This is a genomic window from Micromonospora sp. NPDC048170, from assembly GCF_040652795.1.
Taxonomy (GTDB): domain Bacteria; phylum Actinomycetota; class Actinomycetes; order Mycobacteriales; family Micromonosporaceae; genus Micromonospora.
Genome location: NZ_JBEZMR010000046.1, coordinates 1 through 18,257, shown reverse-complemented (window position 1 = coordinate 18,257; position 18,257 = coordinate 1). Strand labels below are relative to the sequence as shown.

General features: G+C 74.6%; 12 protein-coding genes. 6 read left to right on the top strand and 6 right to left on the bottom strand.

Going from position 1 to position 18,257, the window contains the following annotated elements:
• The 6 genes from AB0D32_RS31105 to AB0D32_RS31080 form a co-directional block, all read right to left on the bottom strand.
• A complete protein-coding gene (locus tag AB0D32_RS31105) occupies positions 1–5,823 on the bottom strand; it encodes a type I polyketide synthase (RefSeq protein WP_357097902.1) in 5,823 nt (1,940 codons plus the stop codon).
• Positions 5,824–5,896: 73 nt separating this feature from the next.
• On the bottom strand, positions 5,897–6,859 hold the full coding sequence (locus AB0D32_RS31100) for a DUF1702 family protein (RefSeq protein ID WP_357097899.1): 963 nt from the start codon (positions 6,857–6,859) through the stop codon (positions 5,897–5,899).
• A 171-nt stretch (positions 6,860–7,030) separates the two neighbouring features.
• Entirely contained in the window at positions 7,031–8,026 is a 996-nt protein-coding gene (locus AB0D32_RS31095) for a DUF1702 family protein (protein ID WP_357097896.1), read from the bottom strand.
• Between the two features lie 190 nt (positions 8,027–8,216).
• Positions 8,217–8,822 (bottom strand): copper resistance CopC family protein, encoded by a 606-nt coding sequence (locus AB0D32_RS31090; protein WP_357097893.1) that lies wholly within the window; start codon positions 8,820–8,822, stop codon positions 8,217–8,219.
• Positions 8,819–9,397, bottom strand: a complete 579-nt coding sequence (locus AB0D32_RS31085; RefSeq protein ID WP_357097891.1) for a hypothetical protein — start codon at positions 9,395–9,397, stop codon at positions 8,819–8,821. The genes AB0D32_RS31090 and AB0D32_RS31085 overlap by 4 nt, the downstream gene beginning before the upstream one ends.
• Before the next feature lie 112 nt (positions 9,398–9,509).
• Positions 9,510–10,583 carry a carboxymuconolactone decarboxylase family protein gene (locus AB0D32_RS31080; RefSeq protein WP_357097889.1) on the bottom strand — a complete coding sequence of 358 codons (1,074 nt, stop codon included), beginning with the start codon at positions 10,581–10,583 and terminating at the stop codon, positions 9,510–9,512.
• A 194-nt stretch (positions 10,584–10,777) separates the two neighbouring features.
• Here AB0D32_RS31080 and AB0D32_RS31075 point away from each other — a divergent pair, with 194 nt between their 5' ends.
• The 6 genes from AB0D32_RS31075 to AB0D32_RS31050 all read left to right on the top strand — a co-directional run bounded on the left by AB0D32_RS31075 (position 10,778) and on the right by AB0D32_RS31050 (position 18,198).
• The gene (locus tag AB0D32_RS31075) at positions 10,778–11,830 is read left to right on the top strand and encodes an SDR family NAD(P)-dependent oxidoreductase (RefSeq protein WP_357097886.1); all 1,053 of its coding nucleotides are present in this window, start codon (positions 10,778–10,780) and stop codon (positions 11,828–11,830) included.
• 273 nt (positions 11,831–12,103) lie between these two features.
• Entirely contained in the window at positions 12,104–12,673 is a 570-nt protein-coding gene (locus tag AB0D32_RS31070) for a DUF5987 family protein (RefSeq protein ID WP_357097881.1), read from the top strand.
• Positions 12,670–14,304, top strand: a complete 1,635-nt coding sequence (locus AB0D32_RS31065; RefSeq protein ID WP_357097878.1) for a GMC family oxidoreductase — start codon at positions 12,670–12,672, stop codon at positions 14,302–14,304. The genes AB0D32_RS31070 and AB0D32_RS31065 overlap by 4 nt, the downstream gene beginning before the upstream one ends.
• Positions 14,305–14,405: 101 nt before the next feature.
• A complete protein-coding gene (locus tag AB0D32_RS31060; RefSeq protein ID WP_357097875.1) occupies positions 14,406–15,488 on the top strand; it encodes a hypothetical protein in 1,083 nt (360 codons plus the stop codon).
• On the top strand, positions 15,472–17,238 hold the full coding sequence (locus AB0D32_RS31055; protein ID WP_357097872.1) for a DHA2 family efflux MFS transporter permease subunit: 1,767 nt from the start codon (positions 15,472–15,474) through the stop codon (positions 17,236–17,238). Before AB0D32_RS31060 ends, AB0D32_RS31055 begins: the two co-directional genes overlap by 17 nt.
• Positions 17,239–17,403: 165 nt before the next feature.
• Complete coding sequence (locus AB0D32_RS31050; protein WP_357097869.1) at positions 17,404–18,198, top strand: TIGR03084 family metal-binding protein; 795 nt, start codon at positions 17,404–17,406, stop codon at positions 18,196–18,198.
• Positions 18,199–18,257 lie beyond the last annotated feature (59 nt).

The window sequence follows — 18,257 nt, the reverse complement described above, 5'->3', positions numbered from 1 at the left end:
CTAGGCCCGCCCTTCCGTCAGGATCGCGAACGCCATCGGCTGGGGCAGGTCCCGCACGGTCGTGACGAGCGTGGCGATCCGCAGCTCACCGGAGGCGAACACCAGCCAGCCGGCCCGGTCCGAGGGCACCGCGACCAGCGGCGCCCGGTGGGAGAGGCCGGCCTTGCGCAGGCACTCGATCGCCGCCCACACCCGGGTGGCCGCCGCGTCCAGGGACTCCCCGCCGTCTGCGGAGCAGAGCCGGGCGAGGTCGACGTGTGCGCCGAGGAGCCCGTGCCAGACCGACTCCTGCCTGGCGCGTACCGCCTCCACGTCGCAGGCGAGCGGCCCGGTCCCCACCACGCACAGCGTCAGGTCCTCGGCGTGGGCGGCGGAGAGGGCGCGGCCGTCGGCCAGCTCGGGGCGGCCGTCCGGCCGGTACGCGACCTCGACCGGCCCGCCCGCGGCCCGGCCGGCGGCTGTCGCGGTCCGGGCCCGCCGCCGACGGGTCTCGTCCGGCGTGCCCTGCCCGGACGACTCGCCGCGCCCGGCCTGGTCCGCCGGGGTCGGCTCCACCGCCACCGCCACGTCGCCGCCGACGAGGTCGCCGACGGCCCGTTCCAGGTACGAACCCAGCAGCGGCGCCGCCCAGGGACCACGGCCGTCCTTCTTGCGTACCGCCCGCAGCCGCAGGCCCTCCCACCGTTCCACGACCGTGCCGTCGGCGGAGCGCAGGGCGATGTCGTAGACGTAGGTGTCGCCGTCGCGGCTGCGTTCCTCGGCGCAGTAGCGCAGTTCCTCGGTCTCGGTCAGGCGGGTTCCCGCCGGGTGGAGCCGTTCGATCCCGGCCGGCAGCAGCGTCGCGTCGGGGACGCAGACCTGGTTGCCGTGCATGAGGGCGTCCCGCACGCCGGGGTCGCCGAGGAGCAGGGTGTCCGGCAGGTAGTCGGCGAACCATCGCGTCTGCGGCGCCGTGACGACGTCGGCGTCGACGTGCCGGGCGGCCGACCGGTGGTAGCGGCGCAGCCGCTGGAACCGTCCACCCTGGAACAGGATGTCGCCGTACAGGTCGGTGGCGGGATCCAGCGGCACCGCCGGCAGCCCGGCGGGCACCTGCTCGGGCGGACCGGTCGGCGGGCGCGTCCCGGTGAAGTGCAGCCGCGCCCGGAAGTGCGCGGCGCTGAACTCCGTCTCCGCGCTGTAGATGACAGCGTCCACGACGTCGTCGTCGACCACGAGGGTGGCGATCCGGATGGTGGTGCTGCCGGCCGGCGGCACCACGATGGGCCGCAGGAACTCGGCCCGCTCGACCACCGGCGTGTCGGTCCGCCCGGTCACCGCCGCGGCGACCTGGGCCATGGCCTCCATCCCGAACACCGCGGGGAACAGCAGGTTGCCGTCCAGCCGGTGGTGGTCCAGGTAGAGGTCGGTGACCGGCTTGAGCTCGGACTCGGTGACCAGTTCGACGCCGTGGTAGCGGACGAGCGGCCGGTCCACGAACCGCAGCAGCGGCAGCTCGGGAAGGTCCGTCCGGATGGTGTCGATGCCCTCGGTCCGCCCGCTGACGACCACCACCGGCGGTGCCTGCGGGTCGGCGAGCAGGCGCCGGAGCATCTCCACCCCCTGGTCGGGGGTGACCGGGGTGATGCCGTCACGGGTCAGCGCCTCGACCACGGACAGCCGCTCGCCCATGCCGACGCCGGACCAGACCGACCACTCCAGGCAGAGGCTGCGGCAGTTCGGGTGGCGTCGGCCGAAGTCGACGGTCAGCTCGGCCAGCCAGTCGTTCGCCGTCGCGTAGTGCGCCTCGCCGCGCAGGCCGGCCCGGCCGATGATGCTGCCGAACGTCACCAGCAGGCGCAGCCGGTCGGCGTCGACCGCGTCGAGCACGGCCCGCAGGCCGTCGACCTTCGGTGCGAAGGTGCGGTGGAAGGCGTCCATGGTGAGGCCCGTCAACGCCGCCGGCTCGTTGCGGCCGGCGCCGTGCAGCAGCGCCGTGACCGGTCCCAGCTCGGCGACGAGCCCGTCGACGGCCTGCCGTACCTGCTCCGGGTCGGCCACGTCGGCGCGGGCGTAGCGCACCCGTACGCCGGCGTCCGCCATCCGCTTGAGGTTCGCGGCCAGCTCGTCGTCCTGGGCGGGGTCCGAGCGGCCCAGCACGGCGAGTCGGGCGCCGCTGTCCGCCGCCATCGCCAGGGCGCACTCGGCGGTGATGCCCTTGCCGCCTCCGGTGACCAGCAGCAGGTCCTCGGCGCCGAGCGGCTGCCGCGTCTCGGCCGGCCGCACCGGCAGCCCCCGCAGGGTGGGCACCCGCCGCCGCCCGGCGGCGTCGTGGTGGACCTCGACGAACCCGTCGGTGGCGGCGACCTCCGCGGTCACCCGGGAGACGGCCTCCGGCACGGGCGGGGTGTGCACGATGGTGGTCCGCAGGTGCGGCGCCTCCAGCCGCAGCGTCTTGGCCAGCCCGGCCGCGCCCGGACCCTGCTGGACGAGGACGAAGCGGGTGCCGGGGGCGGCGGCGGTCGCCGCCTGCGCGCCGCGCAGGGCCAGTTCGAGATCGGCCCGGGCGCACGGCTCCGGCAGGCACACCAGCACCCCGGCCCCGACGCCGGCGCCCTGTAGGGCCGCGCGCAGCGGCTCGGCGAGCGGGTGGCCGGCGGGGGCGAACAGCTGCCACGGGCCGTCGGCGTCGACCCGGGCGGCGACCGGGGACGGCGCGTCGTCGAGGTCGACCGACCAGGCCCGGCACCAGTCGGCGACGCCGTGCACGTGGGCCGGGCCGGTCGCGTCGGCGTCCCGACCGGTCCGGGCGAGCTGCTCCAGGGCCTCGGCGAGCTGCCCGACGGTGGCCGTCGCGAAGTTGGTCGGGGTCTGCGCGGCCGGCACGCCGAGGTGCTGCGCCGCCTGGTTGACCAACTGGCCGACGGTGATCGAGCTGAGGTGGAGGTCGTCGAGGAGTTGGCTGCCGTCATGCACCATCTCCAGCGGCAGCTCGGCCCGCTCGGCGGCCAACCGGCGGAGCAGTTGCAGGCTCGACTCGCCGGCCGGCTGCTCCGCCGCGGGCTGCTGCCCGTCGGCCGTCGACGGTTCCGCCGGCCGGACGCCGGAGCCTCTGGGCAGGCTCACCACGGGGGCGGACTCACACGGGCTGGCGAAGAAGCGGAAGTTCTGTCCCACCTCCAGCGGCCGGACCAGCCGGTCGTGGAAGAGGGTGCCCTCCACGCCGCCGGCGCCGACGACGTACGCGGCTGCCGCGACGCGCAGCAGGCCCGCCAGCGACTCGTCGTCGGTGTTGAGCGCCACCGCCGGCAGGTCGGTGCCGGCCGACGCGAGGCCGGAGAGCACCTGCCCCGGACCGACCTCGACGAACAGGTCGACCTCCTTGGCGGCGAGGGCGACGGCCTGGCTGAACAGCACCGGATCGGTGATCTGGCGGTGCAGCAGGGCGGTGACGTCGGTGTCGTGGGCGAGCGGCTCACCGGTGACGGTGGAGATGACCCGCCGGGTGACGGGACCGAACCGCTCCCCCGCCAGCGCGTCGCGGAAGGCGTCCGCGGCCGGCTCGACCAGCGGCGAGTGGAACGCGTGGGACACCGACAGTCGGGTGGTCCGCAGGCCGGCGGAGCGGGCCCGCTCGCAGGCGTCCTCCACCGCGGCCTCCGAGCCGGCGACCACGGTCTGCTCCGGCCCGTTGTACGCGGCGATCACCACGGACAGGCCGGCGACCAGCCCGGCCACCCGCTCGGGCGGGGCGCCGATGTTGGCCATCGTGCCGGACGCGCTGCGCTCCCCCATCGTCCGGCCGCGCACGCCGGCCACCCGGAGCAGGGCCTCCTCGTCGAGCACGCCGGCCCACTGGAGGGCGGCGATCTCGCCGAGGCTGTGCCCGACGGCGACGGTCGCGTCGAGGTTGAGCAGCGACAGCGCCCGCAGGCCCGCCAGCGAACCGGTGACGATCCGTGGCTGGGCCACCGCGGTGGCGACCATGTCGCCGGTGCTCGGCAACGCCGCCCGCTGGTACACCTCCTCCACGTCGGCGAAGCGGCGGCGCAGCGCGCCACCCGAGGTGCCCCGGCCGGACCCCTGCCCGGGGAAGAGGAAGCCGATGCGACCCGGACCGCTGACGTGGCCCAGGAAACAGCGGCCGTCGGAGGAGAACAGGCGCACCTCGCCGGCGTCGAGGGTGTCGCAGACGCGGCGCAGCTGCCGCTCGGTGTCCTCCGGCGAGGAGACCACCACGCCCGCCCGGTACGGCAGGTCACGCAGTTCCCGGTGCAGGGTGGCGGCGAGGTCGCCCAGTTGCGCGTACGACACCGTGGGCACGAACTCGACGAGCCGCTGCAACCGCTCGCGCAGTTCCTGCGGGCTGCCACCGTCGACCAGGAGGAGCTCCACGTCCTGCATGGACGCGGCCAGGTTGCGGAAGCGGCTGTCCAGCCGGGACGAACGGCGCGGCTGCCCGTTCTCCAGCACGATGTGGGTGTTGATGCCACCGAAGCCCATCGCCGTCACACCGGCGCGTACGGGCAGGCCGCGCGGCCACGCCTCGGCCTTGCGCAGGGCCCGCAGCGCGGACTGCTCGGCGGTGAGGATCTCGTGCGGGTCGACGCAGCCGATGGTGGGCGGCAGGACCTCGTGGTGGACCGCCATCGCGGCCTTGATCAGGCCGGCTACGCCGGCTGCCGCCTTGGTGTGCCCGATCATGCCCTTGATCGAGCTGATCGCGGCCTGCGGGGAGTTCCCGTCGGCGGTGCGGCGGGCCAGCGACAGCGCCTGGAGTTCGGTGGCGTCGCCCACCGCCGTGCCGGTGCCGTGGCCCTCGAAGAGCCCGACGGTCTCGATGCCGAACCCGGCCCGGTCGTACGCCCGCCGCAGGGCGAGCTGGTAGCCGGCGACCTCCGGGCGGGTGATGCCGCCCTTGCCGTCGGAGGAGATGCCCCAACCGGCGATGGTGGCGTAGACGCGGTGCCCCGCCTGGCGGGCCTCCGCCTCGCGCATCAGGACCACCATGCCGCAGCCCTCGCCCGGCCAGAACCCGTTCGAGCCGCGGTCGTAGACCCGCATCTCGCCGCGCGCCAGGGCGCCGGTCTTCGCGAAACCGATGATCTCGAAGGGGTCGATGGAGAGGTCCACGCCGCCGGCGATCGCCACGTCGACCTCGCCGTCGGAGAGGGTCTTGCACGCGGTGGCGACGGAGAGCAGGGAGGAGGAGCAGGCGCCGTCGACGGTGTAGCCGCCGCCCTTGAAGTCGAAGTGGTTGCAGATGCGGCCGGCGATGGTGTTCGACAGCCCGCCCGCGAGGGTGTCCTCGTCCACCTCGGGGAACGGGCCCTTGAACGTCGCCTCGAAGTCGTCGAGGAAGGTGGTGAGCTGGTCGTCGTCCCAGTCCTGTTCCTTGAGCGCCGCGGCGACCATGCGGCGCACGTAGGGCCAGCGCAGCCGCAGCTGGTTGGCCCGGGAGAACTCGCCGGTCAGTGTGTTGCCGACGACCACGCCGGTCCGCTCGCGGGGGAGCCCCTCCGCCATCGGGAAGCCGGCGTCGGCCAGCGCCATGGCCGCCATGTCGAGGGCGAGCCAGTGGGTGAGGTCGGTGGAGCGGTAGGTGCTGCCGGCGATCTTGTAGGCGATCCGGTCGAACTCGTAGCCCTCGATGACCGCGGCGTTACGGGCGTAGAAGCGGTCGGGGGTGGCCGGGTCCGGATCCCAGTAGTCGTCCAGGCTCATCCGCACGTCGGGCAGCCGGCGGAAGGCCCGCCGCCCGGCGAGGGCGTTCTCCCACAGTTCTCGCGGCGACGTGGCGTCCGGGTAGCGGCACGCCATCCCCACGACAGCGATCCTGGTCACGAGGTCTCTCCTTCGTTGCGTGCGGTGGTGGACCGCCGGGGCGCGGGGCCGGCCGGTGGGTGAGGCGCCACGATCAGCCCCGCCCCTCGAACTCCGCGGCGATGGCCTGTCGCCACCGCTCGTAGGCGGGCGTGGCGCCGTCCCGGTCGCGGGGCAGCGTCACGTCGGTCACCTTCGACGCCTCGGCGGTGGACATGCCGCAGAAGACCTGCGTGGCGACCTCGTTGTGTGGGACGACCAGGCCGGCGCGGACCCGGGCCCCGGCCGCGAAGGCGCTGCCCTGGGCGAGGTCCACGCGATGGTCACCGGCCAGGTCGCGGAACCGGTGCAGGTCCGCCTCGGTGGCGCCCCCGGCGTAGGTGGCGGCGAGGCCGGCACCGGCGTACAGGTCGGCCCTTCGGTGCGCGGGGAACCGGCTGAAGATCTCCGTGACCCGGTCCACGTCGGTGCCGCCGACGAACCAGGTGGCCCGGCCGACGCCCTGGTCGATGACCCGGTCGACGTACTCGCGGGGCCCTTCGGCGGGCCAGGGGAACCGCGGGTGGCGGTACTGCCCGTACACGTACCGGTCGGTGTGGAAGTACGCCTGGTGGAAGCCGTACCCGTCGAGCACCAGCCACCGGAGCAACGGGTCCGGGGCGTACAGCTGGCCCCAGCGGATCCGGGGCACCCGGGCCATCGCCCAGCCCACGCCGACGTACACCATGTAGACGTGCGCGTCGCCGCGCCCGGCGAGCAGGCTCTCCACGTGCCGGGGTCGGCCCGGCCGCAGCGCGTCCCGGACGGCGAAGGCCATCCCGGCGCCCTCGTACGCGAAGCCACGAAACCGCGTCGGCACCGTTTCCAGCCGTCGTTCGGCCGCCACGGTCCTCGGCGCCTCGGCGGCGTATCCGAAACCGGCCAGGAATGACGAGCCGACAGTTTCGAGCAGCGCCTTCGATTCCTCGTTCTTGACGTGGAAGCCGCGCACGTCCATTTTCGTCTCGGAGATATCTGGCGTCAGGATTCTGCGCCGCAGATCACGCAGGCTCTGCATCGCACGTTCCCCCAAAGGGTCGATGTTTCCGTTTACCGGGGATGGACATCCATTTCGATGATGACAAGTGCGAAGAGGATCTTTTTCTTCAACCTTGCGCATTCATCGCAACTATCCGGAACATTCACTTTCCGCGGGGCGTGCGGCAGCACGACCACCGCCGGACGGTGCTTAGTGGCCGTGGCCGATGTCGGCCGGCTCGAAGTGCGCGCGGACGTTGCGTCGCCATATCTCGTACGCGGGCAGTCGCCCGGCCGACTCCGCGCGGACCGCCACGTCGTCGGCGAGGGCCGCGGCGGCGGCGACGGACCGCCCGCCGAGCGCGCGCATCGCCGCCTCGCTGTGCGCCGGCACGTACCCGGCGTGGCTGCGGGCCTTGGCGGCGAACACGGCGCCCTGGGCCAGGTCCGGCGCGCACGTTCCGGCGTCGCCGCGCAGCGCGGCGAGCGCGTCGGCGTCGGCGCCGCCGGCGAAGGTGGCGGCGAGCCCCACCCCGCTCCACAGGTCGCCGTGCCGCTCGGCGGCGAAGGCCCGGACGGCGCCGGCCACGTCGGCGGTACGGGCACCGTGGATGAACCACAGCGCCCGCCCGAGGCCCTGGTCCGTGGCGCGGACGAAGTAGTCCCCGTGGTCCTGCCACGGGTACGCGGCGAGCCGCTCCTGCCGGGTCACCCACCGGTCGAGGTCGAAATAGGCGCGGTCGAACCCGTAGCCGTCCACGGCCAGCCAGGTCATCGTCGGGTGGTACGGGGAGCCCGTGAGATCCGGGACCACGTGCCGCCAGAGGCGTCGCGGCAGGCGCGCCATCGCGAACCCGATGCCGATGTAGGCGAGGAAGAGGTGCGGCGCGCCCGGGCCCCGCAGCAGGTCGCGGGTGCGGGTGCCGCGCCGGGGCCCCATCGCGTCGAGGATGGTGCAGGCCATCGTGGCGCCCTCGTAGGCGAAGCCGAGCAGCTCCCGGTCGACGAGCGCGAGCCGTCGTTCCAGCTCCCACGGGTCGCGGGTGTCGATGCCCCACTCGAACCCGCAGACCACCGACTGCGGAACCGCCTCCAACCGGCGGGTGACCTCCGTGGCCGGGCCGGGGAAGCCCCGACGCGCGAAGGTCACGTCCGCGAGCGTGGGCGCCATCAGGAGTCGACGCACGGAACCCAGTACCGTCGGCATGGCAGCTCCCTCTGTCGGTACGACGACGCCGGCCCCGGCCGGCGGGTGACTTCATCGTCACCTCACGCCGGCCGGGGCCGCCTCTTCTGCTGTGCGCTCATCCGCCACCACGGGCGGGTGGCCGGGGCAGCCCGGCAGGGCCGCCCTCGGCTGGTGTGTCGCCGCGACGCCACCGCCGTCGGCGGTCGGGTCACAGGCCGGTGACGGGACCTCTCCCCCGCTGCGGGCGGAGGAACATCAGCAGCAGGGCCACCGCGACGAGGCCCAGGTCCAGCAGGAGGAGCACGCCGTTGATGCCGTCGATCCGGGCATGGTCGTGGCCGGCGGTCGCGGCCGAATCGTCGATCGGCGCGGCGACGGACCCGGCCGGGACGGCGCCGGCGGTCACGGTGAAGCCGGCCAGGCCGGAGACCTGCCGGCCGTCGGGCAACCGGGCACGGTAGGCGACGCGGTAGGCGCCCGTCCCGGCGTCGCGCACCGCCACGACCAGGCGGCCGTCGCGGACGAACGGCCTTCCGGTCGAGACGACCGCACCGGTCGGTCCGGTGACGGCCAGGTGCAGGTTCTCGGCCGACTCGGCGCCGCTGAGCGTGAGCGTCACCTCGGCGGGCGCGGCCCCGACGACCGCGCCGTCGCCCGGGTCCAGCATCAGCCTCCGGCTCTCGGCCGGACTGCCGAAGGCCAGCAGTGCCAGGATCGACAGCACGACCCCGGCCGCCACCACGATCGCCGCCCGCTGCACCGCCCCGGCCGGCGCGGGTGGCGAGGGCGTGCGGGCGGCGTCCACGCTGGTCACGACGGCTGCGCGGCGGCCTCGGGCTGCCGGCAGCTGCACGACATCAGCGCCGTCTCCGCCGCGGAGGGCCGCAGGTGCAGGTACATCGCGATCACCATCGGCACGAAGACGACCGTGTTGTAGAACAGGTGCAGCTCGACCCGGGGGATCACGACCTGGAGCACGCTGGTGGGCACGGGGCTGTCGAACAGGTGCCGGCCGGTCTGCGCCTGCAACAGCAGCAGCAGGTGCTCGATGTGGTGCCAGAACTGGATCGCCAGGGCGGCGGTCCACCAGCTCCGGCTGCGCCCGACGAAGCCGGGGCGCAGCATCCACAGCCCGACCAGCATCAGGATGGCGTAGCCGTAGTGCAGCCACTCCGAGCTGACGAGCCAGGGGAACGGCATGCCGAGCACCCCGCGCGCCTCGGGCCGCGACCAGCCCAGGCCCCAGATCTGGTACGCCTGCACCAGGTGCTCGGCCCAGTGCGCGAGCACGATCACGAGAAAACCGTTCAGGGCCGCCCGATGGTACGAGCCGTTGAGTGCCGCCCAACGCCCGGACGCTCCGGGCAGGGTCGCCTGGTGGCTGGTCACGTTGCCTCCTCGAGGGGTCAAGGACGCGCAGGAACGCCGCATCCTCACCCAGCGTGTCGGCTCGGACACGCCGACACGTCTCCGATGTTGCTCACTTCGGACCGGAAGGCCGTCAGCGCGGTCCGGGCGGGCCGGCGGGGGCGTACCACGCGCCGACCCGACGCGCCGCCGCGAAGCTGGCCCAGGCGACCGCGTCGACCAGGGCCGCGTCGCCCGGCTGGTGGCGGCGGAACTCGGCCACCACCTCCTCGTCGACCTGGTAGGAGGCGAACACGGTCAGCAGGGCCAGACGGCCGGCGGCCCGCTCCGCCTCGGGCAGCGGCGCGATCAGCCGTTCGCACCACTGTCGACTCAGGCCCGTCTCCTCCCCCCGCCAGGCGTCGAGGCGTTCCGCGACCAGTTCCCGGACCGCCGGCGGGACCGCCCGCTCGCCCGCCGCCTCGAACGCCGCGTACGCCCGGGCCATCGCCCCGGCCACGTGCGGGCTGCCCGCCGCCCACGCCGCCTCGGCCGGCAGCGGCGCCGGCGGCAGCAGTTCCACCGAGCGCCCCGGCTCCCGGGCGTCGCGCAGCGTCCCCTGCAACACCCAGCCGATGCCCCGCTTCAGGCGCCGCCGGGCCCGCGGCGTCAGCCCCGGCGGGAGCAGGAAGTTGGAGAGGAACACGTTGACCACGCGGGCGACGTAGTGGAAGCCCACCACCACGCCGATCAGTTCCGGGCGGTCCCGCTCCGGAAACGGCACGGCGGGCCGTGAGGACTGCGGCTGGTGCGCGGTACGGCCCCACTCCGCCGCCGCGCGCAGGCGCCGGTCGGCGATCTCGGAGATCCGGTCGGCCACGATGGCCTCCGCGTCGTGCTCGCTGGAGAGTTCGTAGAGCCCGACGCTGTGCATGTCCACGCAGTACGGGCAGATGTTCGCCACCGACACGGCGGCGGCGACCGCCTCCTTGGTCGCCCGGTCCACGTTCTCCGTCGGCAGCAGCGGCTCCCGCATGACCATCCAGTACGCGGCCAGCGCCTCCGGCGACGGCGAGTGCAGCTGCGCCGGCGGCACCACCAGTTGCATCTCCTGCGCGACCTGGGTGTAGACGGAGTCCACCAGCCCCCGTGCGGATCCCTGCGGCACCGGCGTGACGTAGTTGACCTGGCGTTGGACCACCGACGAGGCCACCCGACGAGCGATCATGATCTGCCTCCTGCTCCGCGCCGCGCCGCCGGGCCGTCACGACGACGGCTCCCACGACTGCGGCAATGCCAGTATTGGGAAACCGGGGGCGCAGGCAACGCGATCGACGCCGGTTGAGCACCTTGGGAGAAGGAGTGCCCGGCGACGCCTGCCGATGATGGGCGCGACCCAGTCCCCCAACCTCGGGAGTCGCGATGCTGGTCCTGGTAACCGGTGGCACCGGATTCATCGGCTCCCACTCGACGGCGGCCATCCTCGACGCCGGCCACCGGGTCCGGATGCTCGTACGTGACCCGGCACGCGCCCGCCGGGTGCTGGCCGCGCTGGGCGCCGACGCCGGTCGTGTCGAGCTGGTCACCGGTGACGTCACCGAACTCGCCGACGTGGCCCGGGCCGCCGACGGCTGCGCCGCCGCGCTGCACGCCGCCGGTGTGTACAGCTTCGACTCGCGGGACCGGGCCCGGATGCGGGCGGTCAATCTACGCGGCACCGAGGTGGTGCTCGGGGCGGCGCGGACGGCGGGTCTCGACCCGATCGTGCACGTCTCCACGTTCGGCGTGCTGCTGCCGGCCGCGCGGTCGCCGCTGACCGTCGACTCGCCGGTCGGCGCTCCCCGGGAGGCGTACCTGAGCAGCAAGGCCGCCGCCGAGCACGTCGCGCGCCGGCACCAGGACGACGGCGCGCCGGTGGTCGTCACCTACCCGCTGGCCTCGCTCGGCCCCGACGATCCGCACCTGGGCGACCAGACGACCCGGGTGCGCAACGCCCTGCGCGGGCTGATGCCGATGTGGCCGACCGGCGGCTTCCCGGTGGGCGACGTGCGGGACGTGGCCCGGCTGCACGCGGCGGTGCTCGAACCGGGACGCGGTCCCCGCCGCTTCCCGGCCCCCGGCCGGTACGTCACCACCCGCGAGTTCGTCGACGCGCTGCGCCGGGTCACCGGGCGGACCCTGCCCGTCCTCCGGCTGCCGGCCCCGGCCATGCTGCCGGTGGGCCACCTGGTCAGCGCGGTGCAGCGGCTGTCGCCCGTGCACCTGCCCGCCGAGCACGGCGCGATCTACCTGTGCGCCACCGCCCGCCCGATGGACGCCACCCCCACCGAGGAGTTGCTCGGGCCGGAGAGCCGGTCGCTGGACGAGACGATGGCCGACACCGTGCGGTGGCTGCACCGGACCGGACGGCTGAGCCGCCGCCAGGCCGGGCGCGCCGCGCTCCCGGCCGCCGCCGCGACCGCGGAACCTGCCTGAAATTGCGCGCCGCCCCGCCGTCCACAGTTTCCCGATAATCGGCCGGGCTGCCCGGGGCACCGGGCTCAGCAAAACAAGAGATGCGTGCGACCTGTATCGGTAGACACGATAATGCAGGACTTCGCGCACCGCCCGGTACCGCGCGGAACGATTCCGCACGACCACCATTTCTTTTCCTGCTTCCGCCGCCTCAGTGGGCGGTGGTCCCAGCTGCCCGAAAAACGTTTGGCGGGACCGGGCACCGACGCCCCGCCCCAGAAGGAGGTAGCCGCCGTGCAACCGGAAACACCCGAGGAGCAGCAGGCACGCGTGCTGACGCTGGAAGCGTTCGCCGACACCATCATCCCCGGGGCGAAGCGGTCCGCCGACGACCGGGCGATCGCCGGCGTCTCGACCGACGGCGGCGCCGTCGAGTGCGGGGCGCTGGCCCTGATGGAGGACCCGGCCGGCGGGTTGTCACTGATGTTGGGGACGCTCGGTGAGGCCCTCAACGCGCACGCGACCGGCTACGCCGAGGCGAACGGGCTGACCCTCGATCCGGTGGTGCCGCCCTTCGTCGCCCTCTCGTTCGACCACCGCACCGCGCTGCTGAGTCACCTGCTCGCCCCCGACAACCCGGAGAAGGAGATGTGGGTGGGGCTCGCCCTGTTCAGCAACATGGCCTACGACAGCGCCGCCCACATGAACACCGTCGACGCGCTCGCCGCCGGGCATCCGGGGCTGCTGGCGATCGGCATCACCCGGCCCGACGACGACGGGCTGTGGCGGTTCCCCGAGTACTCGTACGGACGCCCGCTGTCGCGAACGCACCCACACACCACGCCCACAGGGAGCCCGGCATGACCAGTAGCGCAAGCACCGACGTCGTGGTGATCGGCAGCGGCTTCGGCGGCGCGATCCCGGCGTACCACCTGGCCGCGGGCGGGGCACGCGTGGTGGTCCTGGAGCGTGGACCGTGGCTGTCCAGCGAGGAGTTCGACCACGACTTCAAGCTCGGCTCGTCGTACACCCGGATCTTCGACTTCACCGTCGGCGACGGGATGAGCGTGCTGGGCGGCAACTGCGTCGGCGGCGGCAGCGTCGTCTACTTCGCCACCATGCCGCGCGCGCCGCGGTTCGTCTTCGAGCGGCAGGGCAGCATCGGCCGCCGGATGTGGCCGGCGGCCATCACCCGTGACACGCTCGATCCCTGGTACGACCGGGTCTGCGAGTCGCTGCCGGTGACGATGCAGAGCTGGGACAAGGTGCCGTACGCCGGCGGCCTCTTCGCGGCGGCCTGCGCGCACGCCGGACGCACGGCCAACCCGGTGCCCTCCGCCGTGGACGTCGACAGGTGCACCAACTGCAACTGGATGATGGCCGGGTGCCGCTTCGACGCGAAGCGCTCCCTGCTGCTCAACTACCTGCCGGCGGCCCTGGCGCACGGCGCCGAGATCCGGCCGCTGCACGAGGTGCAGCACCTCTCCCGCACCGACGACGGCGGGTACCGGGTGCACTACCGCATCGTCGACGCGGAGGACTACCGGATCCTGCACGACAGCGGAACGATCGATGCCAAGATCGTCATCGTGGCGGCCGGGGCCGGCGCCACCCCGGTGATCCTGCAACGCTCGGAGCCCACCCTCGGCGCGATGCCGCCGGCCGTCGGCCGGTACTTCTCCGGCAACGGCGAGCGGCTCAACACGGCCGTCTTCGACGACGACCGGGTCCGCGAGGTGCTCGGCCTCAGCCGGCCCGACGGCAGGGGCTACGCCGCCAACCAGATCGGCCGCGGGCCGACGGTGGCGACCTGGGACCGGCTCGACCCCGACCTGCCGGAATACGAGCGGTACTCGTTGGAGCAGCTCTTCTTCCCGCTGGGGCTGGGCACGATCCTCGCCCAGGTGCCGGACGCGATCGGCCCGACCTGGTTCGGCCTGGCCAAGAAGGACATGCTGCGCCGCTGGCAGTCGTGGCTGACGCTCTTCACGATGTCGGAGGACGACAACGAGGGGGTCTTCGGGCCGCCGCCGGCGACCGGCAACGCCGACCGCATCTCCCAGCAGATGCTCGGCCGGGGTCCGTTGACCTACCGGCCCACCGCGAACACGTTGCGTGGCTGGGCCGCCGCCGACGCGGACGCCCGCGACATCCTGGAACGCGACGGGCTGGCCCGGGTGATGCCGTGGACCAACGACGTGGTCGGCGCGTACACCGTGCACCCGCTGGCGTCCTGCCGGATCGGCGACGACCCGGCGACGTCGGCCCTCGACGACCGGCACGAGCTGCGGCAGCACCCCGGCGTCTTCGTCACCGACGGCTCGGCGGTGCCGGGCGCGCTCACCGTCAACCCGGCCCTCACCATCGCCGCGCTCGCCGAACGGGCCGTGCCCGGCATCGTCCGCGCGGCTCAGGAGCGCGGCGTGCCGGTCAGCTACCACGGCACGCTGCCCGACGGATCGGTCACCGCGGTGCCCCAGGTCGTGCCCAGTTAGGACACGGCGGCCGGGGGCGCACCCCCGCCCCCGGCCCCCGGTCTGCCCGACCAGGAAGGAAACCGATGGGCAGGCGACTGGCTCGGGTGACGAGCCGAACCATGCTGACCCACGTCCGACACGTGACGCCGGTCGCCCCGGAGGCCGCCGACGGGCCCGTCGCGCGGGTCTACCGGCAGATGGCCGACGACTTCGGCGTCCTGGCTCCCCCGGTGCTGCTGCACTCCCCCTCCCCCGACGTGCTGCGGGCCTGCTGGCTGATGCTGCGCGAGACACTGCTCGCCGACGGGCTGGTCGGCCGCGAGGCCAAGGAGGTGGTCGCCGCCGCCGTCTCCGAGAGCAACCGGTGCCCGTACTGCGTCGAGGTGCACGGCGCCACGGCGGCCGGGCTGCTGGGCGAGGCGGGCGGGTGGCTGAGCGCCGGGGTCGGCGGCATCGGTGACCCGCGGCTGCGGGCCCTGGCCGAGTGGGCCCGGCACAGCGGGGCCGGGGCGCGCCGCCGCCCCCCGCCGTTCCCCGCCGAACACGGGCCCGAACTGATCGGCGTGGCGGTGGCCTTCCACTACCTCAACCGGATGGTCAGCGTCTTCCTCCAGGACTCCCCGTTGCCGCCGGCACCGGCCGGGATCCGCGCCGGGGTCCGGCGGACGGCCGCCCGCATCATGGGGGCGCTGGCCCGCCCCGGGCGGACGCCGGGCCGCTCCCTGGACCTGCTGCCCCCCGCGCCGCCGGAGGACGACCTGGCCTGGGCCGTCGGGCAGCCGCACGTGGCCGCCGCCTTCGCCCGGGCCGGCCAGGCCGTCCGCCGCGCCGGTGAGGCCGCCCTGCCGGAACACGTCCGCCGGCGGATCCTGACCTGCCTGGCCGATCCGCCGCCCCCGGAGCCCGGCGGCGGCCGGTGGTTCGACGCCGCCGTCGCCGAACTGTCGCCGGCCGAGCGGCCCGTCGCCCGGCTGGCGCTGTTGACGGCGCTCGCGCCGTACCGGGTCACCGACGCCGACGTCACCGCCTGCCGCGACGGCGGAGCCGGCGACGCCGCGCTGGTCGCGGCCACGGCCTGGACGAGCCTGGCCACGGCCCGCCGGATCGGCGCGGGCCTGCACGGGGACCGCACCGGGCCGGCCCCGCTCGGCGCGCCCGGCGTCGCCGACAGGGAGGAGACGTCGCGTGCGGGCGAGGCATGACCCGGAGCGGGGCGACGCCCCGGTGACGACGCCGCCGCGACCGGGGCGCGCCAACCCGTGGGCGGCCCTGCTGGTGCTGTGCCTCGGCAACTTCCTCATCCTGCTCGACACCAGCATCGTCAACACCGCCGTGCCGGACATGATGCGGTCCCTGGACACCGGGATCGACAGCATGCTCTGGGTGCTGAACGGCTACCTGCTGGCGCTGGCGTCCCTGCTGATCGTCGCCGGACGGCTCGGCGACCTGTTCGGCCCGCGTACCGTCTTCATGGCCGGCATGGCGGTGTTCGCGGTGGCCTCGGTGCTCTGCGGGGCGGCCCAGTCCCCGGAGCAGCTCATCGCCGCGCGGGTGGCGCAGGGCGTGGGCGCCGCGGCACTGCTGCCGCAGGCCCTCGTCCTCATCTCCGGCATCTTCCCCGCCGCGCGGCGGGGCGCCGCCTTCGGCATCTTCACCGCCGTCGCGGGCATGGCCGCCGTCAGCGGCCCCACCCTCGGCGGCCTCGTGATCACCCGGCTCGGCTGGGAGTGGATCTTCTACCTCAACGTGCCGCTCAGTGTGGCGGGCGTCGCCCTGGCCTGGTGGCTCGTTCCCGACCTGCGCACCCGCCGGCCGCGCCACCTCGACGTGGTCGGCGTGCTCCTGGCCACCGCCGCGCTGGTGGGCCTCATGTACGCCCTCATCGAGGGCGAACGACACGACTGGGGCACGATGCGCGGGCCCGTCAGCATCCCGGCGATCCTGGGCCTCGCGGCGGTGTGCGGGGTGGTGTTCGCGCTCCGGGAGCGCCGGCAGCGCGAGCCGCTCGTCCCGCCCGGCCTGTTCCGCCTCGGCAACTTCGGCCCGGCGACCCTGATCACGCTCGTCAGCTCGTTCGGGCTGTACGGCTTCCTGCTCGTCTTCGTGATCGAGACGCAGGCGCTGCTCGGCATGAGCCCGCTGGAGTCGGGCCTCGCCGCGCTGCCCTGGACGGTGGTGCTCAGCGCCGTCGCGCCGGTCGCCGGGCGGCTCACCGACCGGCTGGGCGGCCGGCGCCTGCTCGCGGGCGGGCTCACCGTGTACGCGCTCGGCGTACTGGGCATGGCGCTGCTGGTCACACCGCGCTCCACGGCCGGCACCTTCGTCGTACCGCTGATCGCCGTCGGCATCGGCATGGGGGCGTCCATCGCGCCGACCACGACCGAGGCCATGCGCGACGTGCCCGCCCGGTTGGCCGGCGCCGCCGCGGGCGTGCTCAACACCGCGCGTCAGGTCGGCGGCGCGCTCGGCGCGGCGGTCGTCGGTGCCGTCCTTCAGCACCGGCTGGCCGACACCCTGCCCGAGGCCGCCCGGGCCGGGGCGGCGCAGCTGCCTCCCGAGGCCCGGGCGGACTTCCTGGGCGGCTTCGGCGGGGAGGGCGTCAAGCTGGGCGCCGGTCAGGCCGGCGGGTTCGCCGTACCGGCCGGGACGCCGCCGGAACTCGCCGACCGGTACCGGGACGTGGCGGCGGGCGCGTTCGCCGACGCGTTCCTGCCCGCCGTCCGGCCGGCGCTGGGGGTGGTGGTGGGCGTCCTGTTGCTCGGCGGTCTGTTCGCGCTCAGGCTGCGTGGACGCCCGGCCCGCGCCGAGGCGGATCCGTCGGCGGACGCCGCACCGTCGCCCGACGGCGGGCCGGGCCGCGAGGCCCCGGAAACGGTCGGACCGGGCCGCGAGGGGCGGTCGCGCTCCGCACAGTGGGAGAAGACACCCACCACGGCACCCGCCGATGATTGATGCGCCGGCACCGACCCGATTTCGCCGGCTTCCCCGTCAACCGCCGGCCGTACGGCGCCGGCGACGTGCGGCACCGCACCGGTCGACGGTCACCCCCCGCGACGACGCCCGGGGTCCGCATCGTCCGCCCGGGTCGGGGCGGCACCGCAGCGAGAGGATGAGCGCGTGGCAGAACAGGACGTGTTCGCCGCCCTGGCGGCCGAGGGCGACGACGTCGACCGCATGGTCGCCGAGCTGGACGACGCCGGGTGGCGGACCCCCACCCCCGCCGAGGGCTGGACGGTCGCGCACCAGATCGCCCACCTGACCGCCACCTTCCGGATGGCCGGCCTGGCCGCCGCCGACCCGGACGGCTTCCAGGCCCTCATGTCGCGCATGAGCGGCAACTTCGACGCGAACGTGAACGCGGCGATGGCTCCGTACCTGGCCGAGGCGCCGGCGGCGTTGCTGGCCCGGTGGCGCGAGGAGCGGGCCCTCGCCGAGAAGGCACTCGCGGCCGTCCCGGTCGGGCAGCCGGTGCCGTGGCTCGTCCGGCCGCTTCCGGCGCCGGTGCTCGCCGCGGCGGGGATGATGGAGCTGTTCGGGCACGGCCAGGACATCGCCGACGCCCTCGGCGTGCGACGGCGCCACACCGACCGGCTCCGGCCCCTCGTCGAGTTCGCCGTCCGCACCTGGGACTTCGGCTACCTGGCACGGGGGCTGGAGGTGCCCACGAGCACCTTCCGCTTCGTCATCACCGCCCCGTCCGGCGCGGTCTGGTACTTCGGGCCGCCGGACGCGGAGCATATCGTCAACGGTCCCGCCGAGGACTTCTGCCTGCTGGTGACGCGGCGTCGGCACCGCGACGACCTGTCGCTGCGGGCCGTCGGCGCCGAGGCCCACCACTGGCTGGACATCGCCCAGGCGTACCGGGGGCCGGCGGGCCCTGGTCGGCGGCCCGGGCAGTTCGCCACCTCCTGACGTCCCGTGCGCCCCGGCCGGACCGCCGGGGGGCACCGGGCCACCCGCCACCACCGCCC

Excerpts from the sequence above, each read along its gene's own strand:
- AB0D32_RS31080 (WP_357097889.1), bottom strand. The coding sequence starts at position 10,583 with ATGATCGCTCGTCGGGTGGCCTCGTCGGTGGTCCAACGCCAGGTCAAC.
- AB0D32_RS31060 (WP_357097875.1), top strand. The coding sequence starts at position 14,406 with ATGCTGACCCACGTCCGACACGTGACGCCGGTCGCCCCGGAGGCCGCC.
- AB0D32_RS31065 (WP_357097878.1), top strand. The coding sequence starts at position 12,670 with ATGACCAGTAGCGCAAGCACCGACGTCGTGGTGATCGGCAGCGGCTTC.
- AB0D32_RS31075 (WP_357097886.1), top strand. The coding sequence starts at position 10,778 with ATGCTGGTCCTGGTAACCGGTGGCACCGGATTCATCGGCTCCCACTCG.
- AB0D32_RS31100 (WP_357097899.1), bottom strand. The coding sequence starts at position 6,859 with ATGCAGAGCCTGCGTGATCTGCGGCGCAGAATCCTGACGCCAGATATC.
- AB0D32_RS31095 (WP_357097896.1), bottom strand. The coding sequence starts at position 8,026 with ATGCCGACGGTACTGGGTTCCGTGCGTCGACTCCTGATGGCGCCCACG.